The 22,834-nt window shown below is 64.2% G+C and carries 20 protein-coding genes; 18 read left to right on the top strand and 2 right to left on the bottom strand.

All coding sequences use genetic code 11. The features are described from left to right. Positions 1 to 239: 239 nt before the first annotated feature. Both L981_RS11825 and L981_RS11830 read right to left on the bottom strand, forming a co-directional pair. Positions 240 to 1,400 (bottom strand): spermidine/putrescine ABC transporter substrate-binding protein, encoded by a 1,161-nt coding sequence (locus L981_RS11825; protein ID WP_043615725.1) that lies wholly within the window; start codon positions 1,398 to 1,400, stop codon positions 240 to 242. A gap of 69 nt (positions 1,401 to 1,469) precedes the next feature. After that, a complete protein-coding gene (locus L981_RS11830; RefSeq protein ID WP_043615727.1) occupies positions 1,470 to 2,552 on the bottom strand; it encodes an ABC transporter ATP-binding protein in 1,083 nt (360 codons plus the stop codon). Positions 2,553 to 2,797: 245 nt separating this feature from the next. Here L981_RS11830 and L981_RS11835 point away from each other — a divergent pair, with 245 nt between their 5' ends. The 18 genes from L981_RS11835 (at position 2,798) to L981_RS11920 (ending at position 22,475) form a co-directional block, all read left to right on the top strand. After that, positions 2,798 to 3,541, top strand: coding sequence for a LuxR C-terminal-related transcriptional regulator (locus L981_RS11835; RefSeq protein ID WP_371258861.1), 744 nt, complete (start codon positions 2,798 to 2,800; stop codon positions 3,539 to 3,541). Between the two features lie 273 nt (positions 3,542 to 3,814). Next, positions 3,815 to 4,780, top strand: a complete 966-nt coding sequence (locus L981_RS11840) for a sugar-binding transcriptional regulator (RefSeq protein WP_043615966.1) — start codon at positions 3,815 to 3,817, stop codon at positions 4,778 to 4,780. A gap of 117 nt (positions 4,781 to 4,897) precedes the next feature. Beyond that, on the top strand, positions 4,898 to 6,340 hold the full coding sequence (locus L981_RS11845; RefSeq protein WP_043615733.1) for an extracellular solute-binding protein: 1,443 nt from the start codon (positions 4,898 to 4,900) through the stop codon (positions 6,338 to 6,340). A 186-nt stretch (positions 6,341 to 6,526) separates the two neighbouring features. After that, positions 6,527 to 7,450 carry a carbohydrate ABC transporter permease gene (locus L981_RS11850; RefSeq protein WP_043615736.1) on the top strand — a complete coding sequence of 308 codons (924 nt, stop codon included), beginning with the start codon at positions 6,527 to 6,529 and terminating at the stop codon, positions 7,448 to 7,450. 11 nt (positions 7,451 to 7,461) lie between these two features. After that, the gene (locus L981_RS11855; protein WP_034792198.1) at positions 7,462 to 8,319 is read left to right on the top strand and encodes a carbohydrate ABC transporter permease; all 858 of its coding nucleotides are present in this window, start codon (positions 7,462 to 7,464) and stop codon (positions 8,317 to 8,319) included. A gap of 3 nt (positions 8,320 to 8,322) precedes the next feature. Then, on the top strand, positions 8,323 to 9,441 hold the full coding sequence (locus L981_RS11860; RefSeq protein ID WP_043615741.1) for an ABC transporter ATP-binding protein: 1,119 nt from the start codon (positions 8,323 to 8,325) through the stop codon (positions 9,439 to 9,441). Beyond that, positions 9,438 to 10,562 (top strand): ABC transporter ATP-binding protein, encoded by a 1,125-nt coding sequence (locus tag L981_RS11865; protein ID WP_043615743.1) that lies wholly within the window; start codon positions 9,438 to 9,440, stop codon positions 10,560 to 10,562. Before L981_RS11860 ends, L981_RS11865 begins: the two co-directional genes overlap by 4 nt. Continuing rightward, positions 10,562 to 12,139: an FGGY-family carbohydrate kinase gene (locus L981_RS11870; protein ID WP_043615746.1), complete on the top strand. Its 1,578-nt coding sequence runs from the start codon at positions 10,562 to 10,564 to the stop codon at positions 12,137 to 12,139. The genes L981_RS11865 and L981_RS11870 overlap by 1 nt, the downstream gene beginning before the upstream one ends. Next, complete coding sequence (locus L981_RS11875) at positions 12,136 to 13,173, top strand: 2-hydroxyacid dehydrogenase (protein WP_043615749.1); 1,038 nt, start codon at positions 12,136 to 12,138, stop codon at positions 13,171 to 13,173. Before L981_RS11870 ends, L981_RS11875 begins: the two co-directional genes overlap by 4 nt. Beyond that, the gene (locus tag L981_RS11880; protein WP_156134062.1) at positions 13,173 to 14,705 is read left to right on the top strand and encodes a glycerol-3-phosphate dehydrogenase; all 1,533 of its coding nucleotides are present in this window, start codon (positions 13,173 to 13,175) and stop codon (positions 14,703 to 14,705) included. The genes L981_RS11875 and L981_RS11880 overlap by 1 nt, the downstream gene beginning before the upstream one ends. 10 nt (positions 14,706 to 14,715) lie before the next feature. After that, complete coding sequence (locus L981_RS11885; RefSeq protein WP_043615754.1) at positions 14,716 to 15,768, top strand: class II aldolase/adducin family protein; 1,053 nt, start codon at positions 14,716 to 14,718, stop codon at positions 15,766 to 15,768. Beyond that, positions 15,765 to 17,051: an FGGY-family carbohydrate kinase gene (locus L981_RS11890; RefSeq protein WP_043615756.1), complete on the top strand. Its 1,287-nt coding sequence runs from the start codon at positions 15,765 to 15,767 to the stop codon at positions 17,049 to 17,051. Before L981_RS11885 ends, L981_RS11890 begins: the two co-directional genes overlap by 4 nt. Beyond that, the gene (locus L981_RS11895) at positions 17,048 to 17,899 is read left to right on the top strand and encodes a TIGR01459 family HAD-type hydrolase (RefSeq protein ID WP_245281621.1); all 852 of its coding nucleotides are present in this window, start codon (positions 17,048 to 17,050) and stop codon (positions 17,897 to 17,899) included. The genes L981_RS11890 and L981_RS11895 overlap by 4 nt, the downstream gene beginning before the upstream one ends. Positions 17,900 to 17,911: 12 nt before the next feature. Next, positions 17,912 to 18,850: a sugar phosphate isomerase/epimerase gene (locus tag L981_RS11900; RefSeq protein WP_043615759.1), complete on the top strand. Its 939-nt coding sequence runs from the start codon at positions 17,912 to 17,914 to the stop codon at positions 18,848 to 18,850. Between the two features lie 100 nt (positions 18,851 to 18,950). Continuing rightward, positions 18,951 to 19,730 carry a DeoR/GlpR family DNA-binding transcription regulator gene (locus tag L981_RS11905; protein ID WP_043615761.1) on the top strand — a complete coding sequence of 260 codons (780 nt, stop codon included), beginning with the start codon at positions 18,951 to 18,953 and terminating at the stop codon, positions 19,728 to 19,730. Then, positions 19,727 to 20,494, top strand: a complete 768-nt coding sequence (locus L981_RS11910) for a triose-phosphate isomerase (protein WP_043615764.1) — start codon at positions 19,727 to 19,729, stop codon at positions 20,492 to 20,494. The genes L981_RS11905 and L981_RS11910 overlap by 4 nt, the downstream gene beginning before the upstream one ends. A 42-nt stretch (positions 20,495 to 20,536) precedes the next feature. Continuing rightward, positions 20,537 to 20,980, top strand: coding sequence for an RpiB/LacA/LacB family sugar-phosphate isomerase (locus L981_RS11915; protein ID WP_043615766.1), 444 nt, complete (start codon positions 20,537 to 20,539; stop codon positions 20,978 to 20,980). Positions 20,981 to 21,191: 211 nt separating this feature from the next. Then, positions 21,192 to 22,475 (top strand): low temperature requirement protein A, encoded by a 1,284-nt coding sequence (locus L981_RS11920; protein ID WP_043615769.1) that lies wholly within the window; start codon positions 21,192 to 21,194, stop codon positions 22,473 to 22,475. The last annotated feature ends 359 nt before the right edge of the window (positions 22,476 to 22,834 follow it).

Consider the following 22,834-nt stretch of genomic DNA (forward strand, 5'->3'; position numbering starts at 1 on the left):
CCCCTCATCCGCCTGCCGGCACCTTCTCCCCGCAGGCGGGGCGAAGGGGAGCTGTGGCGCCCGCTCGATCCCTCTCTCCCGACAGAAGCGAGGAAGCAGGGAGCTCGCCGCTTGTCCCTTCTCCCCGTCCAAACGGGGAGAAGGTGCCGGCAGGCGGATGAGGGGCACTTTTTCTTCGCCTAGATGAGAGGCGTTCCACCAAAGGGCGCGTCTCTCAGCATTGTGCAGTCACGTTCCCATCAAGCCGACTTGAAGCGTGCCATCAGTTCGGCGCGGCCGGGGTCGGTGAGGGTCACGGCGGCGCCGAATTCGAGCGGCGTCAGCGAGGCCTCGTCCGGGTAGACGATCTTGTTGGATGTCACGTCGACAGGCAGCAGCTTCAGGACGCGGCTGTCTGTGGTCGGCGCACCGTTGGCGATGTGCTCCTTCATGGCGTTTTCCGGCGCCATCAGGTAGTTGAGCAGCGCATAGCCGGCCGCCTTGTTGGCCGCACTCTTCGGGATCGCGTAGAAGTCCGACCAGATCTCGCCGCCGTCCTTGCCGAGCGTGAACAGGATTTCCGGCATGTCGCGGTTGAGCTGTGCGCCGTCATTGGTCCAGCACATGGTCATCCAGGCATCGGTCGCGCGCATCGACGGCTGGTAGTCGCTGTTGATGGCATAGAGATGCGGCTTGACCTTGATCAGCAGTTCCTCGGCCTTGGCGAGTTCTTCCGGCTTGATCGAGTTGAAGGAATAGCCGAGCGACACCAGCGCGTTGCCGATGGTGGTGAGCTGATAATCATGCACCATGGCGCGGCCGTCGCCCTCGGTCATGGCGATCTCGAAGAAGTCCTTCCAGCTGGTCACCGGTTTCTTGATCTTCGCCGAATTCACCGCGATGCCGGTCGTACCCCAGTTCTTCGGCACGGCATAGGTCTTGCCGTCGACGATGCCTTCGTTGGTAAAGCGCGCCGTCTCGGTCGCAGCGTCGTAGTTCGGCAGCTTGGACATATCGAGTTCGTCGATCAGCCCGAGCTTCACATAGGTCGAGATCGTGTAGTTGGTGGGAACGAAGAGATCCCAGCCGGTGCCGCCGGCCTGGAGCTTCGCCAGCATCTCTTCGTTGGAGCCGAAGACGTTGACCTCGACGGCAACGCCGGTCGCCGCCTGGAAGGCCTCGAAGGTCGCCGGGTCATGGTAGTTCGGCCAGGTGGCGATCGACATCTGCGTGCCGAGATCGCCGGCAAAGGCGGTGGAATTGAAGAGGCCCGGCTGGCGGGCGAGCACGGCGGTCGCAAGGCCGAGGCCGGTGACGCCGAGGAAGTGGCGGCGGGTGACCGAGCCGCGCTTCAGGCGCATCAGTTCGTCGGCGAGCTGATCGGCGGTGATAGGGGCATTTTCTCTGTACCATTTGCTCATGACGCTGTTCCCTTTATCGTTTGACGTTCATGCGTAGGCGGCAGAACCGGCTTCGGAAGCCGGGCGATGTCAGGCTGGAAAGACGTGAAGCGCGTTCGGATCGAAGGCGAGGCCGACCTTTTCGCCGGGCTCGACCAGTTCACTGTCACCGAGCGCGCGGCGGTCGGCCGTGACCAGGAAATCGCCGAGCCCATCGACCGCGACGGAATATTCGACCGCTGAGCCCAGGAAGATCCGGTGCGTGACCGTGCCTGCCAGCGCAGACGTGCTGACGGCACCGTTGCGCGTCAGGCGGATCGCCTCGGGCCGCAGCGCCACCGTTGCCGCGCCCTTGGTGCCGTTGACGGCAGGGGCGGCGAAGCGGGCGCCATTGGCAAGGACGAGCGATGAGGCGCCGTCGACGGTGGCATCAATGCGGTTGGTCTTGCCGACGAAATCGGCGACGAAGAGGCTTGCGGGCCGGTCGTAGATTTCCTGCGGCGGGCCGACCTGGACGATGCGGCCGGCATTCATGACGCAGACGAAATCGCTCATCGACAGCGCTTCCTCCTGGTCGTGCGTGACGAGCACGAAGGTGATGCCGAGTTCGCGCTGCAGCGTCTGCAGCTCGATCTGCATGGCGGTGCGCAGCTTCTTGTCGAGGGCCGCCAAGGGTTCGTCGAGCAGAAGCACCTTCGGCTTGTTGACGATGGCGCGGGCGAGCGCGACGCGCTGCTGCTGGCCGCCGGACATTTCGTGGATGCGGCGTTTGCCGAAGCCGCCGAGCCGCACCATCTCCAGCGCCTCCTGGGCGCGGCGCGAAATCTCCGAAGCGGCGATGCGCGGCCGCATCTGCCTCAGGCCATAGGAGACGTTGGCTTCGACGTCGAGATGGGGAAACAGCGCATAGTGCTGGAACACCATGTTGACCGGGCGGCGGTAGGCGGCAACGCCGTTCATCGGTTCGCCGCTGATGAAGACCGTGCCTTCGCTCGGCTGCTCGAAGCCGCCGATCATGCGCAGGCACGTGGTCTTGCCGCAGCCTGACGGCCCGAGAAGCGCCATGAAGGCGCCGCGCGGCACTTCCAGATTGATGTCGGAAACGGCCGTCACGGCGCCATAACGTTTGGCGACCGAACGGAACTCGATGTCGTTCGTCGAAGCGGATGTCACGTCTGTTCCCTGCGGTTGTTTTCGGATGTCGCCAGGATCTCGTATCCCGGCACTCCACCGTCATTGACACGCAGCCTAGTCACCACATGCCTAGCCGGTATATACCTCGAGAGAGGTATTTCAACGCGGATTGCTCTGTGTGAGGAGTATACCCCAGAGCAGGAAACACCGGCCGGGAGGGCGGTTTGAGCGTCGATCTCGAAGGACTTTTTCAGGTCATGGCGCCGCTGGTGGCGGGTGCGGCAATGGACGACGAGACCGTCGGCTCCACCTATCGGCGGTTGATGTCAAAGCTGATGACCTTCGACTACGTGGTTGTCTTTGCCTATCGCGGCAAGGAACGGCCGATCGATCTCTACAGCACGTTCAACGCCAGGGATCACGTGCTCTTCGTCAGCCTCTACCAGGCGGGGCCGTATCTGCTCGACCCCTTCTACCACGCGGCGATCAAGAGTGAGCCCGGCGTCTGGCGGATGCGGGAGCTGGCGCCCGACCGGTTCTTCTCCTCGGAATACTACCGCACTTACTACGTACAGACGGGGCTTGCCGAAGAGGTTGGCTTCTTCGTGCCGGTCGACGAGCAGATCACCGTCGTGCTTTCGCTGATGCGGCGCGAGGCGACGGGGACTTTCAGCACTGCTGAGTTCGCGCTTCTGAAAAAGGTGGAGCCGCTGGTCTCCGGCCTGGTGCGCCATCATTGGGCCGATCTCGGCCGCCGCTTCGATGCGGCGCTCGCTAAAACCGGGCGCAGCAAGCGAAAGGCGACGCACCCGCCGGCCGACGGCGTCTGGCAGCACCTCAATCTGACGGACCGCGAAGCCTCGATCATCGAGCTGGTGCTGCAGGGTCATTCGTCAGAATCGATCGGCCTCAGGCTCGGCATCTCGACCGGCACGGTGAAGGTCCACCGCCGCAACGTCTACCGCAAGCTCGGCATTTCCTCGCAGACGCAATTGCTGTCGCTCTACCTCCGAAACCTCGGCCAATAATCCGGCGGCCCGTGCACCGCTGACGGTGGGTCGATCGTCCGTCGTGCGGTGCCTTTCCCAGTTCCCAAGAACGCCCGATCTCCATTGCCTGCCGAGGGCCGCTGCCATTGCGTGCAGCCGTGACCGCTCAACCGCGTCTGCACAAACGTGATCGCTCATTTGTCAGGCGCTATTGACATTTTTTTCACGCCATGAAATTTCTTTCATTAACGGATAAAAATATCACGCGATGCAAAAATTATCATGCAGCGCAACAAGAACCGGGTGGAAACGATGACGATCGGCGGGACAGGCATTCGGGACGACGAGACCAGCATGGCGACGCGGGCGGCGTGGCTGCACTATGCCGGTGGCCTGACCCAGGCGGAGGTCGCCAAGCGTCTGGGGCTGACCTCGCTGAAAGCCCACCGGCTGATCATGAAGGCCAACCAGGAAGGGCTGGTGAAGGTCTATATCGACGGTGAAGTTTCCGAATGCGTCGAACTCGAGCAGGCGCTTTCGGCCCGCTTTGGCCTCGACTATTGCGAGGTCGTGCCGGACTTTGACTCTGACGAACTGCCCTTGAAGGCGCTCGGCATTTCCGGCGCGCAGTTTCTGAAGCGCGAGATCGAGCGCGGCGAGACCGCGCTGGTCGGCGTCGGCCACGGCCGCACACTCGCCGCTTGTGTCGAATATTTGCCGCGGATCGGAAGCGGCAACACCCGCTTCGTCTCACTGCTCGGCGGGCTGACCCGCAAGTTCTCCGCCAACCCGCACGACGTGATCCACCGCCTCGCCGAGCGTACCGGGGCCGAGGCCTATGTCATGCCGGTGCCGTTCTTCGCCAACACGATCGAGGATCGCGACGTGCTCTTCAGCCAGCGCGGCGTGCGCGAGGTCTTCGATCTCGCCAAGACCGCCGATCTCCTGATGGTAGGCATCGGCACCGTCGAGCGCGAGGCGTCGCTGGTTTCGACCGGCATGATCGAGACGAGCGAAATCGAGGACATCCAGAAGGGCGGGGCGATGGGCGAACTGCTCGGCCACTTCTTCGACCGCGACGGCAAGCCGGTCGAAACAACGCTTTCCGACCGCACGTTTACGCTCAGCCGCGAGGACCTGAAGAACCGCCGCACGGTCGCTGTTGCCGGCGGCAAGATCAAGGTTCCCGCCATCCGGGCGGTGCTCGCCAGCGGGCATTTGAGCGGTCTCATTACCGACGAGAGGACTGCGAGGGCGCTAGCCGCCGACGGCGCATGAGGCGCTGACACATTCGAGGCCATGAGGGCAGGGAGGATCTGCCCACGGTCTTAAAGGGAGGAATACCGGTGGGGTAGCCGGCAGTCGCAATCATACCCGCAACGGAGGAGAAGACGAATGTACGAGAAGGAGAAGGACCTCATCAGCGCATTCCTGCGTGGGGAGGTGGACCGCCGCGGCATGCTCAAGGGATTGGGGGCTGCAGGCCTGGCAGCCGGCACGGCCGGCACGTTGTTCAACATGATGTCGACGCAGGCGCTCGCCGCCGATTTCGACTGGAAAGCACACTCCGGCAAGAAGCTGAAGCTGCTTTTGAACAAGCACCCTTACGCCGATGCGATGATCGCCAACCTGCAGGCCTTCAAGGACCTGACGGGCATCGACGTGACCTATGACGTATTCCCGGAAGACGTCTATTTCGACAAGGTGACGGCGGCGCTGTCGTCGGGCTCGGCCGAATACGATGCCTTCATGACCGGCGCCTACATGACCTGGACCTACGGTCCGGCCGGCTGGATCGCCGACCTCAACGAATGGATCAAGGACCCGGCCAAGACCAACCCCAACTACAACTGGGACGATTTCCTCGCCGGCGTGAAGAACTCCTGCGCCTGGAACGGCCAGCCGGGCGGGGCGCTCGGTTCGGAAGACGCCAAGCAGTGGTGCATTCCGTGGGCGTTCGAGCAGAACAACATCACCTATAACCGCGAGATGTTCGACAAGGCCGGCGTCGAGCTGCCGAAGAACCTCGACGACATGATCACGGTTGCGGCCAAGCTGCAGAAGGATATCGGCGGCATCTATGGCATCGGCGTTCGCGGTTCGCGCTCCTGGGCGACGATCCATCCGGGCTTCCTGTCGGGTTACGCCAACTTCAACCAGAAGGACCTGAACGTCTCGGCCGATGGCAAGCTGTCGGCGGCCATGGGCACGGCGGAATCCAAGGCCTATCACGCCAAGTTCGTGCAGATGATCCAGGAAAGCGGCCCGAAGGACTGGTCGACCTACACCTGGTATCAGGTCGGCACCGATCTTGGCGCCGGCGCCTCGGCGATGATCTTCGACGCCGATTGCCTCGGCTACTTCATGAACGGCGGCGACAACAAGATGGCCGGCAAGCTCGGTTACGCCGCCTTTGCCGCCAACCCGGAAGCGACCGCCTCGACGCCGAACATCTGGATCTGGTCGCTTGCCATGTCCAACTTCTCCAAGGACAAGGACGCCACCTGGTACTTCCTGCAATGGGCTTCCGGTCCGGAGCATGCGCTGTTCGGCGCCACCAAGATGGACTTCGTCGATCCGGTTCGCCAGTCGATCTGGAAGGACGAGATGTTCCGCGAGAAGCTGAACGGCAAGTATCCGGGTTACGTCGAAATGTTCGACGCCTCGGCCGCCGGTGCCTCCATCAAGTTCACGCCGCAGCCGCTGTTCTTCGACGTCACCACCGAATGGGCATCGACGCTGCAGAAGATGGTCGCCAAGCAGGTGCCCGTCGATGAAGGTCTCGACCAGCTCGTCGAAAGCATCAACCGCCAGCTCCAAGAGGCGGGTCTCGGCTGATAGGCCTCCCAAGCGATCCCCGGCGCTACGACGCGCCGGGGATCCCGAGATGCCGGCATCAGTCGGCCTGTTGCGACCGGTTTGAGGTCGCGCCGAAATCAACCTGAGATGCCGAGGAACTGGCGCGGCGCCTGAAGGCTGCCGCGTGCCGCGTGCTCTTTAAAGACTTCAGGAACGGAGCTCGACATGGCTTCAACAGAAACCCTCAAGAGACCAGCCTCCGGTTTCAGGATCAGCAGGAAGATGCTTCCCTATGTGCTGAGCCTGCCGGCGCTCTTGGTCTGTATCGGCATCCTCATCCCGTTCTTTACGGCGGTCATCTATTCCTTCCAGCGCTACCGGCTCAGCCAGCCCTGGGCGCGCCAGTTCAACTGGGGCGAAAACTACCTCAACTTCTTCACCGATCCGGCCTTCTGGAACACGCTCAAGGTATCGCTGCTCTATGCCGGCCTCACCGTGACGCTGGAGCTGCTGCTCGGTCTTGGCATCGCGCTCTTGTTGCAGCGGCGCTCGACCGTCAACAATTTCATCTCGATCATGCTGCTGTTGCCGCTGATGATCGCGCCGGCGCTCGCCGCCTTGATGTGGAAGCTGATGACCAATCCGAGCTTCGGTATCCTCAGCTATCTCGCAAGCCTGATCGGACTGCATGATTTCCGCTGGGCGTCCTCGCCGGACACAGCGCTGCTCACCGTCGTGCTCGTCGATATCTGGGTCTATACGCCCTTCATCATGATCCTGCTGCTTGCGGGCCTGCGCTCGCTGCCGACGCAGCCTTTCGAGGCCGCCGCCCTTGACGGCGTGCCGCGCAGCTTCGTCTTCTTCCGCATCACGCTTCCGATGCTCACACCCTATATCCTGACGGCGACGCTGTTCCGGTTGCTCGACAGTATCCAGCAGTTCGACATCATCTACGCGATGACCCAGGGCGGGCCCGGCAATACGCTCACCGTCTTCCAGGTCGAGGCCTATCTCAACTTCTTCCAGTCGACCAATGTCGGCCGCTCGGCAGCGCTGCTGATCATCCTGTGGGCGATCACCTACACGCTGTCCAATGTCTTCATCAAGAACTGGCTGCGGCTGCGCGAACGCGCACGCGGCGAAGCGTAAAGGAGGGACCAATGGAAACCATGTCTCCGCTCGAACGGACCTTACGCGGTCTCGCCCTCACGCTCGTCGTCGTCTTCTTCATGTTCCCGATCTTCTGGATCTTCCTGATGTCGTTCCAGACGAACGAGACGATTCTCGCGATCCCGCCGTCCGTCGTGTTCTCGCCGACCTTGTCGAACTACGCAGCGCTGATCACCGGCAAGCTGCAGACGGCGGCTGGCACGCTCGACATCGCCTTCATGCGCAATCTCGGCAACTCGATCTTCCTGTCGGTCGCCTCCGTTGCCGTGGCGCTCGTGCTCGGCGTGCCCGCGGCCTACGCCTTTGCCCGTCACAAGTTCAAAGGCTCGGAAGACATCGCCTTCACGCTGCTTTCCTTCCGCTTCGCGCCGCCGCTCCTGGTGCTCTTGCCGCTGACCCAGTATTTCCAGTGGCTCGGGCTTTCGAACACCTACTTCGGACTTATCTGGGTCTACCAGCTTATCTGCCTGCCGCTCATCCTCTGGATCGTGCGCGGCTACTTCGAGGACATCTCGGCCGACGTCGAATATGCCTATCGCATCGCCGGCCACTCCTGGTTTGCGACCTTCCGCAAGATCGCGCTGCCGCTTGCCGGACCGGGCATCGCCGCGGCGGGCCTGCTTGCCTTCATCTTCGCCTGGAACAATTTCGTCTTCGCGCTGGTGCTGGCGTCCGCCGACAAGCAGCCGGTGACGGTGGGCGCGCTTGCCTTCGTCACTTCATCGGGCATCCAATACGGGCAGATCGCCGCGGCCATCGTGCTTTCGGTCACGCCGACGCTCGCACTTGCACTCTACGCCCAGCGCTACCTCGTCGAAGGCCTGTCGCTCGGCGCGGTGAAAGGGTAACTCATGACCACGCTGCAACTGAAGAATATCGTCAAGCGCTACAAGAGCCACACGGTTCTCGACGACCTCACGCTCGATGTTGCCGATGGCGAGCGGCTGGTGCTCTTCGGCCCCTCCGGCGCCGGCAAGACCGTGCTGCTCCGGTTGGTCGCCGGCGTCATCGAGCCGGACGAGGGCAGGGTGCTGATCGGCGGCGAGGACATGACCGATGTCGATGCCGAACATCGCGGCGTCGGCATGGCCTTCCAGAACTTCGCGCTCTTCCCGCACATGAGCGCCTTCGACAATATCGCCAGCCCGCTGACGGCGACGCGATCGTCGAAGGAGAAGATCGCGGCCGGCGTGCAGAAGGTCGCGAAGCTCTTAAAGATCGACCACGTGCTGACGCATCACCCGAAGGCGCTGTCCAACGGCCAGAAGCAGCGCACGGCGCTTGCCCGTGCGCTCGTCGGCTCGCCGCCGCTGCTTTTGCTCGACGATCCCCTGCGCAACGTCGATGCCAAGCTGCGCTTCGAGATGCGGCTGGAACTGCCGCGGCTCCTGGCTGCGGAAGGCGCGACGGTCGTCTACGTCACCCAGGACTACAAGGAGGCGATGGCGCTCGGCGACCGGATCGCAGTGATGGCCGCTGGCCGTATCCGTCAGATCGGCACGCCGCAGGAGATCTACAACGCGCCCGCCGATATCGAGATCGCCCGGCTCTTCGGCGACCCCACCATCAACCTGCTCGATGTCACGCCGCAGCGCAGCGGCGGAGACGTCTTCGTCGAGCTTTCGAACGTCCGGGTGCGGCTTGGGGATTACGGTGCCGATGTCGTCGGCCGCCAGTGCGTGCTTGGCCTGCGTCCCGAGGCGATCAGCTTCGTCGATGCGGCAGCACCGGGTGCCATCCCTGTGACGGTGGAAGCGGAAACGCCGCTCAACGAAAAGACGGTGACGCTGGCGCTGACCGCCCGTGGCCGCGAAATCCTGGTGTCGCGGCCGGCCGGCACGCCTGGTCCAACCGCAGGACCCGCCCATATTGCCGTCAATGGCATGCAGGCTTTCCTCTTCGACAAGGCGAGCGGCGCTCTTTTGCCGCGCGCCGACCTTGCAGCCAAGCGCAATGGAGAAGCGGCATGACCGACACCGCCCTTCTGATCAAGGACGTCGACAAGTTCTACGGCCCCGTCGATTACGGCGTGCATGCCGTGAAGAAGCTGAACATGGATGTGAGGAAGGGCGAGATCATCGCGCTGCTCGGCTCCTCCGGCTGCGGCAAGACCTCGACGCTGCGCATGATCGCCGGCTTCGAAGCGGTGTCGCGCGGAACGATCTCGCTTGCAGGCAAAGAGGTCCAGACGCTGCCGCCGGTGCGCCGCAACGTCGCCATGGCATTCGAGGGCTATTCGCTCTATCCGCCGCTGACGGTGCGCGAGAACATTGCCTTTGCGCTGAAGGCCTCGAAGCTCTCGCAGGGCGTCGTCGACGAGAAGGTGGCGGGCATCGCCAAACTGCTCGAGATCGAGGATATTCTCGGACGCTATCCGAGCTCGATTTCCGGCGGCCAGCAGCAGCGCGCCTCGCTCGGGCGGGCGCTGATCCGCGATGCCAACCTGCATCTGCTCGACGAGCCGATGGGCCAGCTGGAGCCGCAGCTTCGCGCGCTGCTTCGCGGCCGCATCAAGCATTTCATCAAGGAACGCGGGCTGACGGCGATCCTCGTTACCCACGACCAGACCGAGGCCAACGCGCTTGCCGACCGCATCGCCGTCATGGAAGGCGGTGTGCTGCAGCAGTTCGACACGCCGCAGAAGATCAAGGAGCGGCCGGCCAATCTCTTCACCGGCACCTTCGTCGGCGAGCCGCCGATGAACGTCTTTGAAGCCAGTGTCACCGGCTCCGAAAACAAGATGGCCTTTGGCCTCAAGGACGGCGTGCGGCTCGAATATCCAGCTTCGGATTTTTCGCATGCGGTGCGCGACGAGCTGATCAAGCGGCAGAAGGTGGTGCTCGGCATCAGGCCCTACTCGGTGCGCCGCAGTGCCGATGGCGTGACCGGCCGCGTCGCCGTCAACCAGTGGCTCGGCGACCAGACCCATATCGCCGCGGACTTTGCCGGTGGCACCATGGTGCTCGTCGAGCACGACCGCACGGAGCTCGATGTCGGCCAGCCGATCGGCATCCACCTCGACCCGTCGAGCCTGCACGTCTTCGACGGCGAGAGCGGGCGGGCGATCAGCCATGGACAGGAGCTCGCCTGATGCGGGACATCCTCATCGGTATCGATGCGGGCACCTCGGTCATCAAGTCGGTGGCCTTCGATCTGCGTGGCCGGCAGATCGCCACGGCAGCGCTGCCGAACGCCTATGAGGCCGTCGGCCGCGCCGGCAGCGTGCAGGATCTCGACCGCACTTGGGCCGACGCGGCAACGACGCTGAAGCAGCTCTCCGAGAAGATCGAAAACCTCCCTGGCCGTGTCGCCGCGATCGCGGTGACCGGTCAGGGCGACGGCACCTGGATGATCGACAGAGCGGGCGCGCCCGTCGGCAAGGGCTGGCTCTGGCTCGATGCGCGCGCCGGCGAAACCGTCGAGCGGCTGCGCGCCGACAGTGGCGATATCGCCCGCTTCGAAAGCACCGGCTCGGGCCTTGCCGCCTGCCAGCAGGGGCCGCAGCTTCGCTGGATGAGCGACCATGCGCCCGAGATGCTCAAGGGCGTCGCCACCACGTTCCACTGCAAGGACTGGCTCTATTTCAAGCTGACCGGCAAGCGTGCGACCGATCCGTCCGAGGCGAATTTCAGCTTCGGCAATTTTCGCACCCGCAGCTACAACGACGATGTCATCCGCTTTCTCGGGCTCGAAAAGCTGAAACATGTGCTGCCGGAGATCGTCGACGGTGCTGCGACCCATCACGCACTTTCGGCGGAAGCAGCAGGCATTACCGGCCTCACCGAGGGCACGCCCATCGTGCTCGGTTACGTCGATGTCGTCTGCACCGCGCTTGGCGCAGGGCTCTACGATCCGGGAACGGATACCGGCTGCTCGATCATCGGCTCGACCGGCATGCATATGCGGCTTGCCAACGGCGCCGACGATGTGCGGCTGAATCGGGACTTGACCGGCTACACCATGTGCATGCCGATCCCCGGCGCCTACGCGCAGATGCAGTCCAACATGGCGGCGACGCTCAATATCGACTGGATCCTCTCGCTGGCCTCGGGCCTGCTGAAGGGCATGGGGGTGGAGAAATCGAAGAGCGAGCTGCTCGCTTATGTCGATGGCTGGCTCGCGGACGCCAAGGACACGCCGCTGATCTTCCAGCCCTATATTTCGGAGGCCGGCGAGCGCGGACCTTTCGTCGACGCGACGGCGCGTGCCTCCTTCGTCGGGCTCTCGATCAACCACGGCTTTCCCGAGATGTTGAAGGCGGTCCTTGACGGGCTCGCCATGGCAGCGCGCGATTGTTACGCCGAGATGGGGCCGCTGCCCGGGCGTATTCGCCTGACGGGTGGCGCTGCCCGCAGCGGTTCGCTTCGCCGCATTCTGGGCGCTGCTCTCGGTGCCAGCGTGCAGACGAGCGAACGCGAGGAGGCCGGGGCTGCGGGTGCGGCGATGATCGCCGCCGTCTCGCTCGGCATCTATCCCTCGATGGCCGATTGCCTGGGCGATTGGGTCACGCCCTATCAACGGCCGGCCGAAGCCGCCGACCCGGCGCTTGCCCGCCGCTATGACGAACTCTTCCCCACCTACCAGCAGTCGCGCACAGCGCTCAGGCCCGTCTGGCACGCACTCTCCCAAGGTGCGGCCGCGGGAAGAAAACAGGAAAGACCGAAATGAAGAAGATAGCGATTATCGGCGACCGGTTCATGTTGCCGGACGTGTTTCGCGACAAGATCGTGGAAGCGACCGGCAACGGCCATGACATCCGCACGCTCGAACTGCCGTGGCCGGATGTGCCGATGGAGCACGGTTACGCCGTCGAGGGCATGGACGGGCTGAAGGAGTATCTCGGCAAACCCGAGGAGATCGTCGCATTCGTCGGCGACGCCGAGATCTTGGTGACGCAGCTGGCGCCGCTGTCGCGGGGCATGCTGCAAGCGCTGCCCGGCCTCAAGCTCGTCGCGGTGTCGCGCGGCGGCCCTGTCAACATCGACATGGGGGCGGCCCGCGACGCCGGTGTTCGCGTCGTCAATACGCCCGGGCGCAACGCCAACGCCGTAGCCGAATTCACGCTCGGCGCGATCCTTGCCGAGACACGGCTGATCCGCACCGGCCATGAGGCGTTGCGCAAGGGCGAATGGCGCGGCGATCTCTACCGCGCCGACCGCACCGGCCGCGAACTCTGCGAAATGACGGTCGGCGTCATCGGCTACGGCAATATCGGCACCAAGGTGGTGCGGCTGTTGCGGGCCTTTGGCACCAGGGTGCTGGTGCATGATCCCTATGTGCAGCTCTCGGCCGATGATCTCAACGCCGGCGTCGAGCAAGTCTCGCTCGACACGCTGCTTTCCCGCTCCGACGTCGTGACGCTGCATCCGCGGGTCACAGAGGAGACGCGCAACATGATGAACGCCGAGACCTTCGCCAAGATGAAGCCCGGTGCAATCTTCGTGAACACGGCACGCGGACCGCTCTGCGACTATGACGCGCTTTACGAGAACCTGGTGAGCCGCCACCTGTCGGCGGCGATGCTGGAGACCTTCGCGATCGAGCCGGTGCCGGAGGACTGGCCGCTGCTGCAACTGCCGAACGTGACGCTGACGCCGCATATTGCCGGCGCTTCGGTGCGCACCGTGACCTTTGCCGCCGAAATGGCGGCCGAGGAAGTCCGCCGCTACATCGCCGGTCTGCCGCCGGTCAATCCGTGCTGATGACAGGAGGAACGACGTTGAGTTCCGAGACCGGAATATACGATCTGTTCGTCGTCGGCGGCGGCGTCAACGGTGCGGGCATTGCACGCGACGCGGCTGGGCGCGGGCTCTCGGTGCTGTTGTGCGAGAAGGACGATCTGTCCCAGGGCACCAGCTCGCGCTCCGGCAAGCTGGTGCATGGCGGCCTGCGCTACCTCGAATATTACGAGTTCCGCCTGGTGCGCGAGGCGCTGATCGAGCGCGAGGTGCTGCTGCAATCCGCGCCGCACATCATCTGGCCGATGCGTTTCGTGCTGCCGCATAACCCTGAGGACCGTCCCGCCTGGCTCGTGCGGTTGGGGCTTTTCCTCTACGACCATCTCGGCGGCCGCAAGCGCCTGCCGGGAACCCGAAGCCTCGACCTTGCGACCGCGCCCGAGGGCGCGCCGATCAAGCGCGCCTATCGCAAGGCGTTCGAATATTCCGACTGTTGGGTGGACGACGCCCGGCTGGTGGTTCTGAACGCGCTCGACGCCCGGGATCGCGGGGCACGGGTGCTGACGCGCACCGCCTGCAGCGCGATCCGCCGCCGCGACGGGCTGTGGTCGGTCGAACTGACCGACACGCGCACAGGCGCAAAGACCGAGGCGCGGGCGCGATGCGTCGTCAACACCGCCGGTCCCTGGGTCAACGACGTCATCGGCCGGATCGGGGGCTTAAACTCCACCCGCAGCGTGCGCCTGGTCAAGGGCAGCCATATCGTCGTGCCGAAATTCTGGGAGGGGCGGCAGGCCTATCTCGTGCAGAACCCGGACAAGCGGGTGATCTTCATCAACCCCTACCAGAACGACCTGGCGCTGATCGGCACGACGGATATCCCTTATGAAGGCCGACCCGAGGACGTGGCCGCCGACGACAGGGAGATCGCCTATCTCCTGAAATCGGTGAACCGCTATTTCAAGCAGCAGCTGACGTCTGACGATATCGTCTACAGCTTCTCGGGCGTCCGACCGCTCTACGACGACAATGCCGAAAACCCCTCGGCCGTGACTCGAGACTACATTTTCGAGGTCGACGCTGCCGACGGGCAGCCGCCGCTGCTTTCGGTCTTCGGCGGCAAGATCACCACGTTCCGAAAGCTCTCCGAACATGCGCTGGAGCGGTTGAAGCCGTTCTTTCCGAAGATGGGGCCCGCCTGGACTGCGCGCGCGCATCTGCCCGGCGGCGACATGGCGGACGCCGATTTCGATTTGTTCCTGGGCGAACTCAAGGCTCGTTATCGCTGGCTTCCGGCCGACCTCGCCAAGCATTATGCGCGGCTCTACGGCACGCGGACGCATGATCTGCTTGCCGGCGCTGCATCACTCGAAGATCTCGGCCCGGCTTTCGGCCCGCTCTTTCGCGAGCGCGAGGCGCGGTTCCTCATCGAAAACGAATGGGCGTTGACGGCGGACGACATTCTCGACCGGCGCACCAAGCATGGCCTGCACATGACGCCGGACGAGCGGCAGGACTTTACCCATTGGCTGACACGCCAGCAGCAGGCAGCCTGAAGGAGATCGGATGCGAAGTCTGGAATTCGAAGCGCTTCTTGATCTTTCGGCCCGCGTCGGGGCGGACCCGCTGCTGGTGCAGGGGGCGGGCGGCAACACCTCGATCAAGGAGGGCGGCACGCTCTGGATCAAGGCGTCTGGTCTGTGGCTGGCGCATGCCCGCCAGCGCGACGTCATGGTGCCGGTCGCGCTCGAGCCCCTGCTCGAAGCACTGGATGCGAACGACCCGGCGACAGAAAAGGCGCAGGATTTCGTGATCGCCGAGCGCAATCCCTCGGGCCTGCGCCCCTCGATCGAAACGACGGTGCATGCGCTGATGCCGCAAAAGGTGGTGGTGCATGTGCACTGCGTCGAGACGATCGCGACGGCGGTGCAGACCAACGGTGCGGCAATCGCTGCCGAGCGACTTGCCGGCTACCCCCATGTTTTCGTGCCCTATGCTCGCCCGGGCCTGCCGCTGGCGCGGGCGATTGCCGAACGGATGCAGGACAACACGTCGGTGCTGGTGCTCGGCAATCACGGCCTGGTGGTCGCTGCTGAAACCGTGGTCGATGCCGCGATCCTGCTCACGGATATTACCCGTCGGCTGACCGGCGCACGCAGGATCGCTCCCGCCGCCGATGTGGCGGCACTTTCGCGGCTTGCGGTCGACAGCGATTACCGTTTGCCGGAGGACGTTGCCCTGCATTCGGTCGCCGCCGATCTCGACAGTTGCCGGCTTGCCGCCGGCGGCAGCCTCTACCCCGATCATGTTATCTTCCTTGGTAAGGGCGTCGTGGTCGCCGCGCCCGGTGAGACCGCGCTTTCGATCGAGACGAAGCTGCGTGCGACCGGCGACAGCCTGCCGCCGTTGCTGCTCTTCCCGGGCAAGGGCGTGCTGGTGCAGAAGGAGATCTCCGCCGGCGCCTTCGCCATGGCGCGATGCCTTGCGGACGTGACGACCCGCATCCCGGCGGACGCGCGGCTGCGCTACCTGACGGAGGCAGAAAACGCCGAACTTCTCGGCTGGGATGCCGAGAAATACCGCCAGCAGCTCAATCGCGCCGGGCAGGTGCTGCAATGAGTGGCCAATCGGACAAGCTCGTCATCGGCATCGACCTTGGCACTTCGGGCGCCCGTGCGGTCGCCATGGCGGTGGACGGGACCGTCGTCGCATCAGGTGCGGCGAAGCTCTCGGCTTTCTCCACCGATCACCGCGATCCCGTGGGTTGGTGGAAAGCGGTGCAGGCGGCGCTTGAGGAAGCGCTTGGCTGTATCGACAGGCGGAAGGTCGTTGCAGTTTCGATCGACGGCACGTCGGGCACGATGTTGCCGGTCGATGAGAGAGGCGCGCCGCTGGCGACGCCGATGATGTACAACGATCCGGTTGTCGACCGCGCGCTGCTCGACGCGGTCGCGGCCCATGCGCCGCGCGAAAGTGCCGCCCATGGCGCCACATCCGGCCTTGCCAAGCTTCTTGCTTTCCAGACTGTGCCGGGTGTCTTCCGGGTGATCCATCAGGCCGATTGGCTGGCCGGCCATTTCACCGGGCTCTACGATGTCTCCGACGAAAACAATGCGCTGAAGACCGGCTACGATCCCGTGTCGCGGTCCTGGCCGGACTGGATGGAAAGGACCGGCGCCCGCGTCGATCTGCTGCCCGACGTGCTGCCGGCCGGAGCGCCGATCGCGACGATTGCGCCGGAAGCGGCCGATGCCTTCGGGCTTTCGGATGATGTGGTGGTCGTTGCCGGCACCACGGACGGATGCGCCTCGTTCCTCGCCACCGGCGCCGACCAGCCGGGCGACGGCGTCAGCGCGCTCGGCACGACGCTGACGGTGAAGATGCTTTCCGACCGTCCGCTATTTGCGCCGGAATACGGGCTCTACAGTCACCGCATCGGCGAGATGTGGCTCGCCGGCGGGGCTTCCAATACGGGCGGGGTGGTGCTGGCGGAACATTTCTCAGCCGACCGGATCGCTGCACTTTCGGCCGGGATCGATCCGGCCGTCGACACCGGGCTCGATTATTATCCGCTGGTGAAGCCCGGAGAGCGCTTTCCCATCGCCGATCCGGATTTCGCCCCGCGCATGAGCCCGCGGCCGGCCGATGACGCGACCTTCCTCAAGGCGATCTTCGAGGGCATCGCCGGCGTCGAGAGCCTCGCCTATCAGCGGCTGACAGCGCTTGGCGGGCCGACGCTCCGATCGCTTCGCAGTGTCGGCGGTGGCGCCAAGAACGCGGTCTGGAGCGCGATCCGGGCGCGCAAGCTCGGCGTGCCATTCTTGTCCGCGTCTTCCGAGGAGGCGGCCGCCGGCACGGCGCGGCTGGCGCTGGCCGGCGCGAGAAAGGCTGGTGTGCTGTGACGTTTGCCCAAGCGACTGCTATCGAGGGACTTGGCAAGATTGCCGATCGCTACGACGCCTTCCTGATCGATCAGTTCGGGGTGCTGCGCGATGGCCGCGGGCCCTATCCGGGAGCGGCCGAAACGCTGGTCAAGCTGAAGGATGCGGGAAAGCGCATCATCATTCTCTCCAATTCCGGCAAGCGCTCGGCGGAAAACGATCGCCGCCTTGCCGATCTCGGTTTCGTTTCGGGAAGCTGGGACTGGTTCCTGACCTCGGGCGAGGTCGCCTGGCAGATCCTCAAGCGGGAGACCGAGGGCGCGAGCAGCGGTACGCGCAAGTGCCTGCTGGTCAGCCGCGACGACGACCAGTCGCCGATTGCCGGGCTTGATCTCCAACGTACGGAAAACGGCGCGGACGCCGACATCGTGCTTCTGGCGGGAAGCGAGGGAGACGTCTATCCGCTCTCCCACTATGAGGCGATGCTGGCCCCGGCGGCAAAACGCGGCATTCCCTGCCTCTGCACCAATCCCGACAAGATCATGTTGACGAAGGCCGGGAACGCCTTTGCCGCCGGCCGCATCGCCGAGCTCTACGAGGAGCTTGGTGGCAGCGTGCGCTGGATCGGCAAGCCCTTCGCCGACATCTATGCGCTCGCGCTCGATTTCCTCGGGCAGCCCGAACCGACACGGGTCTGTGCGATCGGGGACAGTATCGAGCACGATATCGCCGGTGCCGCGAATGCCGGCCTTCACTCGGTGCTGGTGACGACGGGGATCCTTGAGAACGCCTCGGACGAGGAGCGCCGTCGGCTGTTTGCTGAACACGGCGCCAGCCCCGATTTCATTCTTCCGAAATTCATCTGGTAGGGGGAGCCGATCGTGGCCTTCACGCTGTCGCTCAACACCAATCCGCTGGTCAACCGCTTCGCCGAGCCCGATGACCTGATCGACACGATCGCCGAGAAGATCCGCATCGGCTACGTGCAGCTCACCCACGAATTCGTCAATCCGGGCTGGCCGGCGGCAACGATCGCCAAGACCCTCAGGCAGTTTCGTCGCGCGCTCGACCGTACCGGCGTGAAGATCACCTCGGGCATGACCGGCCCCTATGGCCGCCTCAACCATTTCGGCCATCCTGACCCGGATGTCAGGCGCTACTATGTCGACTGGTTCAAGACCTTTGCCGATATCTCCGCCGAACTCGGCGCCTCCGGCATGGGCACGCAGTTCGCGATCTTCACGCTCAAGGACTATGACGACCCGGCGCGGCGCGAGGAGATGATGCGGATTGCCATCGACTGCTGGCGCGAGGTGGCCGAGCACGGCAAGGCGGCGGGGCTCGACTACGTCTTCTGGGAGCCGATGTCGGTCGGTCGCGAGTTCGGCCACACGATCGCGGAATGCCGGACGCTCGACCGGCGGCTCGCAGAAGCGCAGCTGCCGATCCCGATGAAGATGATGGTCGATATCGACCATGGCGACGTCACCTCCGACAACCCCAACGACATCGATCCCTATGCCTGGGCCGGTGCATTCCCGGAGCGTTCCCCGATCATCCACATCAAGCAGTCCTCGATGAACAAGGCCGGCCACTGGCCGTTTACCGCCGCCTATAACCGCGACGGCCGGATCACGCCGGAGAAGCTGATCGGCGCGGTCAAGGCCGGTGGCGGCACCGACAACGAGATCTGCCTGGAGCTTTCCTTCCGTGAGCGCGAGCCGACGGACCACAACGTCGTCGAGATGATCCGGGAGTCGGTCGAATTCTGGGAGCCGCACATCGACACGGGATTCAAACGCACAGAAAAATCACACTGAAAGATCACAAAATCACGTTGTATAAATTGAAATATCACAAATAGGTGTTATCTTCTCACGGTGAGCGCGGCCAAGGCTGCGCGCGATCGGGACCGAGACGATGAAGCCGGAAGACAGGCGACAGGCGATCATGGATGTGCTGATGGAGGCCGGAACGGCGTCCGTCGAAGACCTGTCCTTACGCTTTGGCGTCAGCAAGATGACGGTGCATCGCGACCTCGATGACCTCGAACAGGCGGGCCTGCTGCGCAAGGTGCATGGCGGCGCCTCGATCCAGTCGAGCCCGCAATTCGAAAGCGATTTCCGCTACCGCGAGAAGATCGCGATTTCGGAGAAGCGGCGCATCGCCGAACATGCGGCGAGCCTGATCGAACCGGGGCAGAGCATTCTGATCGACGACAGCTCGACGACCGGCGCGATCGCCGACTGCATCCGCGATATCCGGCCGCTGACGGTCATCACCAACAATCTCGGCGTCATCACCAGCCTCTCGGGCGCCCCCGGGATCAATGTGATCGCGCTCGGCGGCCAGTACAGCAAGAAGTTCAACGGCTTCTTCGGCATCGTCACCGACGAGGCGCTGCGCTCGCTGCGTGTCGATGTCGCCTTTCTTTCGAGCTCTGCGATCGAGGGCACCACGGCTTTCCACCAGGACCAGGAGGTGGTGCAGGCCAAGCGCCTGATGGTGAAGGCGGCCAAGCGCAAATACCTGCTGGTGGACCACGACAAATTCGGGCGCTCGGCGCTCCATTTCCTGACCGGGCTTAATGCCTTCGACGCGGTGCTGACCGGCTCGGAAGTTTCGGCCGAACACGCAGCCCCGCTCGAAGAGGCGGGCATCCGGCTGGTCAGGGTCGAAAATCGCAAGGAGAAAGCATGAAGAAGTCGGGCCTTTGGGTCGGCACCAGCTGGAAGATGAACAAGACGCTCGCCGAGGCGATGGTCTTTGCCGAGGGTCTTGCTGCGGCCGACGCATCACGGGACGAGCGCATCCAGCGCTTCGTCATCCCGCCGTTCACGGCGGTGCGCGAGGTCAAGGCGCGGCTTTCCGGCACCAGCGTCAAGGTTGGTGCGCAGAACATGCATTGGGACGATGCCGGTGCCTGGACCGGCGAGGTGTCGCCGCTGATGCTGAAAGACTGCAACCTCGACGTGGTCGAGCTCGGCCACAGCGAGCGGCGCGAGCATTTCGGCGAGACCGACCGCACTGTCGGCCTGAAGACCGCAGCCGCCGTGCGCCATGGCCTGGTGCCGCTGATCTGCATCGGCGAGACACTTTCCGAGCGCGAAGCGGGCGAGGCGGATCAGGTGCTGAAGCGCCAGGTCGAGGGCGCGCTGGCACTTCTCGAAGGCGCGGCGAAGACGGCGACGATCCTGCTGGCCTACGAGCCGGTCTGGGCGATCGGCGTCAACGGTATTCCGGCGACGGCTGACTATGCCGACGAGCGCCACAAGCGCATCGCAGAGGTGGCGGAAGCGACACTCGGCAGGCGCGTGCCGGTGCTCTACGGCGGCAGCGTCAACCCCGGCAATTGCGAAGAACTGATCACCCAGGCGCATATCGACGGCCTCTTCATCGGCCGCTCCGCCTGGGACGTGAATGGCTATCTCGACATTCTGCAGCGCGTCGCCAAGGCGATCTGAGCCTCCGGCCGTTGCAGCTCAAGAAGAACGAAAGGAACAATCATGAAGATTGCAATTGGAGCCGACAGCGCCGGCAAGCCCCTGCTGGATGTCATTGCCGCCCATCTGAGCGGCCGCAGCGACGTGGAAGTCGTCGACCTCAGCCAGTCCGGCTTCTATGCGGACCTCGCGCAGAACCTGGCGCAGCAGGTTGTCGAGGGCAAGCATGACCGCGGCATCCTGTTCTGCGGCACCGGCATCGGCGTGTGCATCTCCGCCAACAAGGTGCCGGGCATCCGCGCGGCGCTGACGCACGACACCTATTCGGCCGAGCGGGCGGCAAAGTCGAACAACGCCCAGATCATCACCATGGGCGCCCGCGTCATCGGACCGGAGCTGGCAAAGTCGATCGTCGACACCTGGCTCGCCTCCGAGTTCGACCCGAACGGCTCTTCGGCCGGCAATGTCGAGGCGATCAACCGCCTGGATGCGGCGCGGGCCGGTTGAGGAAAAGGGCGGACGGCTTGCCGTCTGCATCCGGTTCCCGGTTCAAGGCCTACCCAATCTCGCGATGCCGTTGATCCTCCCTCAGGCATCGTGACGACACGCCCGGCAGCGATGCCGGGCGTTTTCATGTCCGGTCTTGTGCTTCGTCTTGACGAGGCTTCTGCAAATATTTGAATATTCTTGCGGATCGTCAAATGAGGGACGCTGCCGCATGAGTGAAACCACCTTGACTGAGCCGCATCAAAGCGCGCACCACCACGTGGCGCGCATGAGCGGCCGCGACACGCATGAACATCACCGGACCGCGACGACGCTCGAGCTGCTGTTCGACCTGACCTTCGTCATTGCCTTCAGCCTGGCTGCTTCGCAGCTTGCCCATTTCCTTGCCGAGGGGCACATCTTTGCCGGCCTCTTCGGTTTTGCACTTGCGACCTTTTCCATCTGCTGGGCCTGGATCAATTTCAGCTGGTTTGCCTCCGCCTATGACACGGACGACTGGATTTTCCGCGCCGTTACCATGGTGCAGATGGTCGGCGTGCTGATCCTTGCGATCGGCCTGCCGCCGATGTTCGAGTCGATCGACAAGGGCGCGCATCTCGACAATGGCATCATGGTGCTCGGCTACGTCGTCATGCGGGTGGCGATGCTCTTCCAGTGGCTGCGCGCGAGCCGTCAGGACCCGGCACGGCGCAATGCCTGCCTCACCTATGTGAAAGCGATCAGCGTCGCCCAGATCGGCTGGATCGTGCTGATCTTCGTCGACTTCTCGCTGCTGGTGACCTTCGCCATGGTCGTCGGGCTCACGGCGATCGAGATGCTCGGCCCCTATTTCGCCGAGACGCGCGACGGCGGCACGCCCTGGCACGCGCACCACATCGCCGAGCGCTACGGGCTTCTTGCCATCATCGCCCTTGGGGAAGGGGTCGTCGGCACGGTCGCCTCGATCTCGGCCGTGGTCGAGGGGCAGGGCTGGGACCTCAACGTCGCACTCGTCTGCCTCGCCGGCACGGGGCTCACCTTCGGCATGTGGTGGATCTATTTCCTGCTGCCGAGTGCGGAGATCCTACACCACTACCGTCTCAAGCGGGCCTTCGTCTGGGGCTACGGCCACATGCCAATCTTCGCATCGATCGTCGCCACCGGTGCCGGCCTGCATGTGGCGGCCTATTACATCGAGCACAAGGCGCATATCGGTTCGGTCGCAACGGTGCTGACGGTGGCGGTGCCTGTCGCGTGCTACATCGGGCTGCTCTACGCGATGTACGCCTATCTCATGCAGCAGGTGGACCGCCTGCATCTCTGGCTGCTCGCGGGCACGGCAGTGGTGCTTGCTGCGTCAGTGGTCGCGGCGATCGCCGGGCTCGACATGGCCAAGTGCCTGATCATCCTGATGCTGGCACCGGTCGTCACCATCGTCGGCTACGAGGTGGCGGGGCACCGCCACCGCATGGCGGCTCTGGAGCGCAGCCTGCACAAGGGCGAGGCGGCGCATTGATTTTGCGAGTCGAAACAGCGGGTTATCGACGGAGATTGCCGGCTTGATTCAGCTGGTTCAGATGTTGATTCAATGGGTGTGCTGATGATTGGTTTAAGTCGGCGATTGTCGATTGCCCCTCACCCTAGCCCTCTCCCCGCAGGCGGGGAGAGGGGACGAGTTCTCTCGCCAGCCCGTGCTTCTCAGTCCAGGCGGACCTCGTCCTCGAAGGTGAAGGGCGACACGAGCGCCGCGCGTGTCCTTCTCCCCGCGTGCGGGGAGAAGGTGGCGGCAGCCGGATGAGGGGCAAGCCCTCACCGGGCGGATGAGGGGCAGCCGCCATTGCGACGCCGTCAGACCGGCTGATGTCGGAGCCCGCA

This window comes from Ensifer sp. ZNC0028 (genome assembly GCF_000799055.1).
Lineage (GTDB): Bacteria > Pseudomonadota > Alphaproteobacteria > Rhizobiales > Rhizobiaceae > Ensifer.

Bases quoted from the DNA above. Each gene is read 5' to 3' on its own strand.
- L981_RS11905 (WP_043615761.1), top strand. From the start codon at position 18,951: ATGAAGCCGGAAGACAGGCGACAGGCGATCATGGATGTGCTGATGGAG.
- L981_RS11910 (WP_043615764.1), top strand. From the start codon at position 19,727: ATGAAGAAGTCGGGCCTTTGGGTCGGCACCAGCTGGAAGATGAACAAG.
- L981_RS11890 (WP_043615756.1), top strand. From the start codon at position 15,765: ATGAGTGGCCAATCGGACAAGCTCGTCATCGGCATCGACCTTGGCACT.
- L981_RS11840 (WP_043615966.1), top strand. From the start codon at position 3,815: ATGACGATCGGCGGGACAGGCATTCGGGACGACGAGACCAGCATGGCG.
- L981_RS11875 (WP_043615749.1), top strand. From the start codon at position 12,136: ATGAAGAAGATAGCGATTATCGGCGACCGGTTCATGTTGCCGGACGTG.
- L981_RS11835 (WP_371258861.1), top strand. From the start codon at position 2,798: ATGGACGACGAGACCGTCGGCTCCACCTATCGGCGGTTGATGTCAAAG.
- L981_RS11865 (WP_043615743.1), top strand. From the start codon at position 9,438: ATGACCGACACCGCCCTTCTGATCAAGGACGTCGACAAGTTCTACGGC.
- L981_RS11855 (WP_034792198.1), top strand. From the start codon at position 7,462: ATGGAAACCATGTCTCCGCTCGAACGGACCTTACGCGGTCTCGCCCTC.
- L981_RS11850 (WP_043615736.1), top strand. From the start codon at position 6,527: ATGGCTTCAACAGAAACCCTCAAGAGACCAGCCTCCGGTTTCAGGATC.
- L981_RS11915 (WP_043615766.1), top strand. From the start codon at position 20,537: ATGAAGATTGCAATTGGAGCCGACAGCGCCGGCAAGCCCCTGCTGGAT.
- L981_RS11880 (WP_156134062.1), top strand. From the start codon at position 13,173: ATGACAGGAGGAACGACGTTGAGTTCCGAGACCGGAATATACGATCTG.
- L981_RS11920 (WP_043615769.1), top strand. From the start codon at position 21,192: ATGAGTGAAACCACCTTGACTGAGCCGCATCAAAGCGCGCACCACCAC.
- L981_RS11870 (WP_043615746.1), top strand. From the start codon at position 10,562: ATGCGGGACATCCTCATCGGTATCGATGCGGGCACCTCGGTCATCAAG.
- L981_RS11825 (WP_043615725.1), bottom strand. From the start codon at position 1,400: ATGAGCAAATGGTACAGAGAAAATGCCCCTATCACCGCCGATCAGCTC.
- L981_RS11885 (WP_043615754.1), top strand. From the start codon at position 14,716: ATGCGAAGTCTGGAATTCGAAGCGCTTCTTGATCTTTCGGCCCGCGTC.
- L981_RS11845 (WP_043615733.1), top strand. From the start codon at position 4,898: ATGTACGAGAAGGAGAAGGACCTCATCAGCGCATTCCTGCGTGGGGAG.
- L981_RS11860 (WP_043615741.1), top strand. From the start codon at position 8,323: ATGACCACGCTGCAACTGAAGAATATCGTCAAGCGCTACAAGAGCCAC.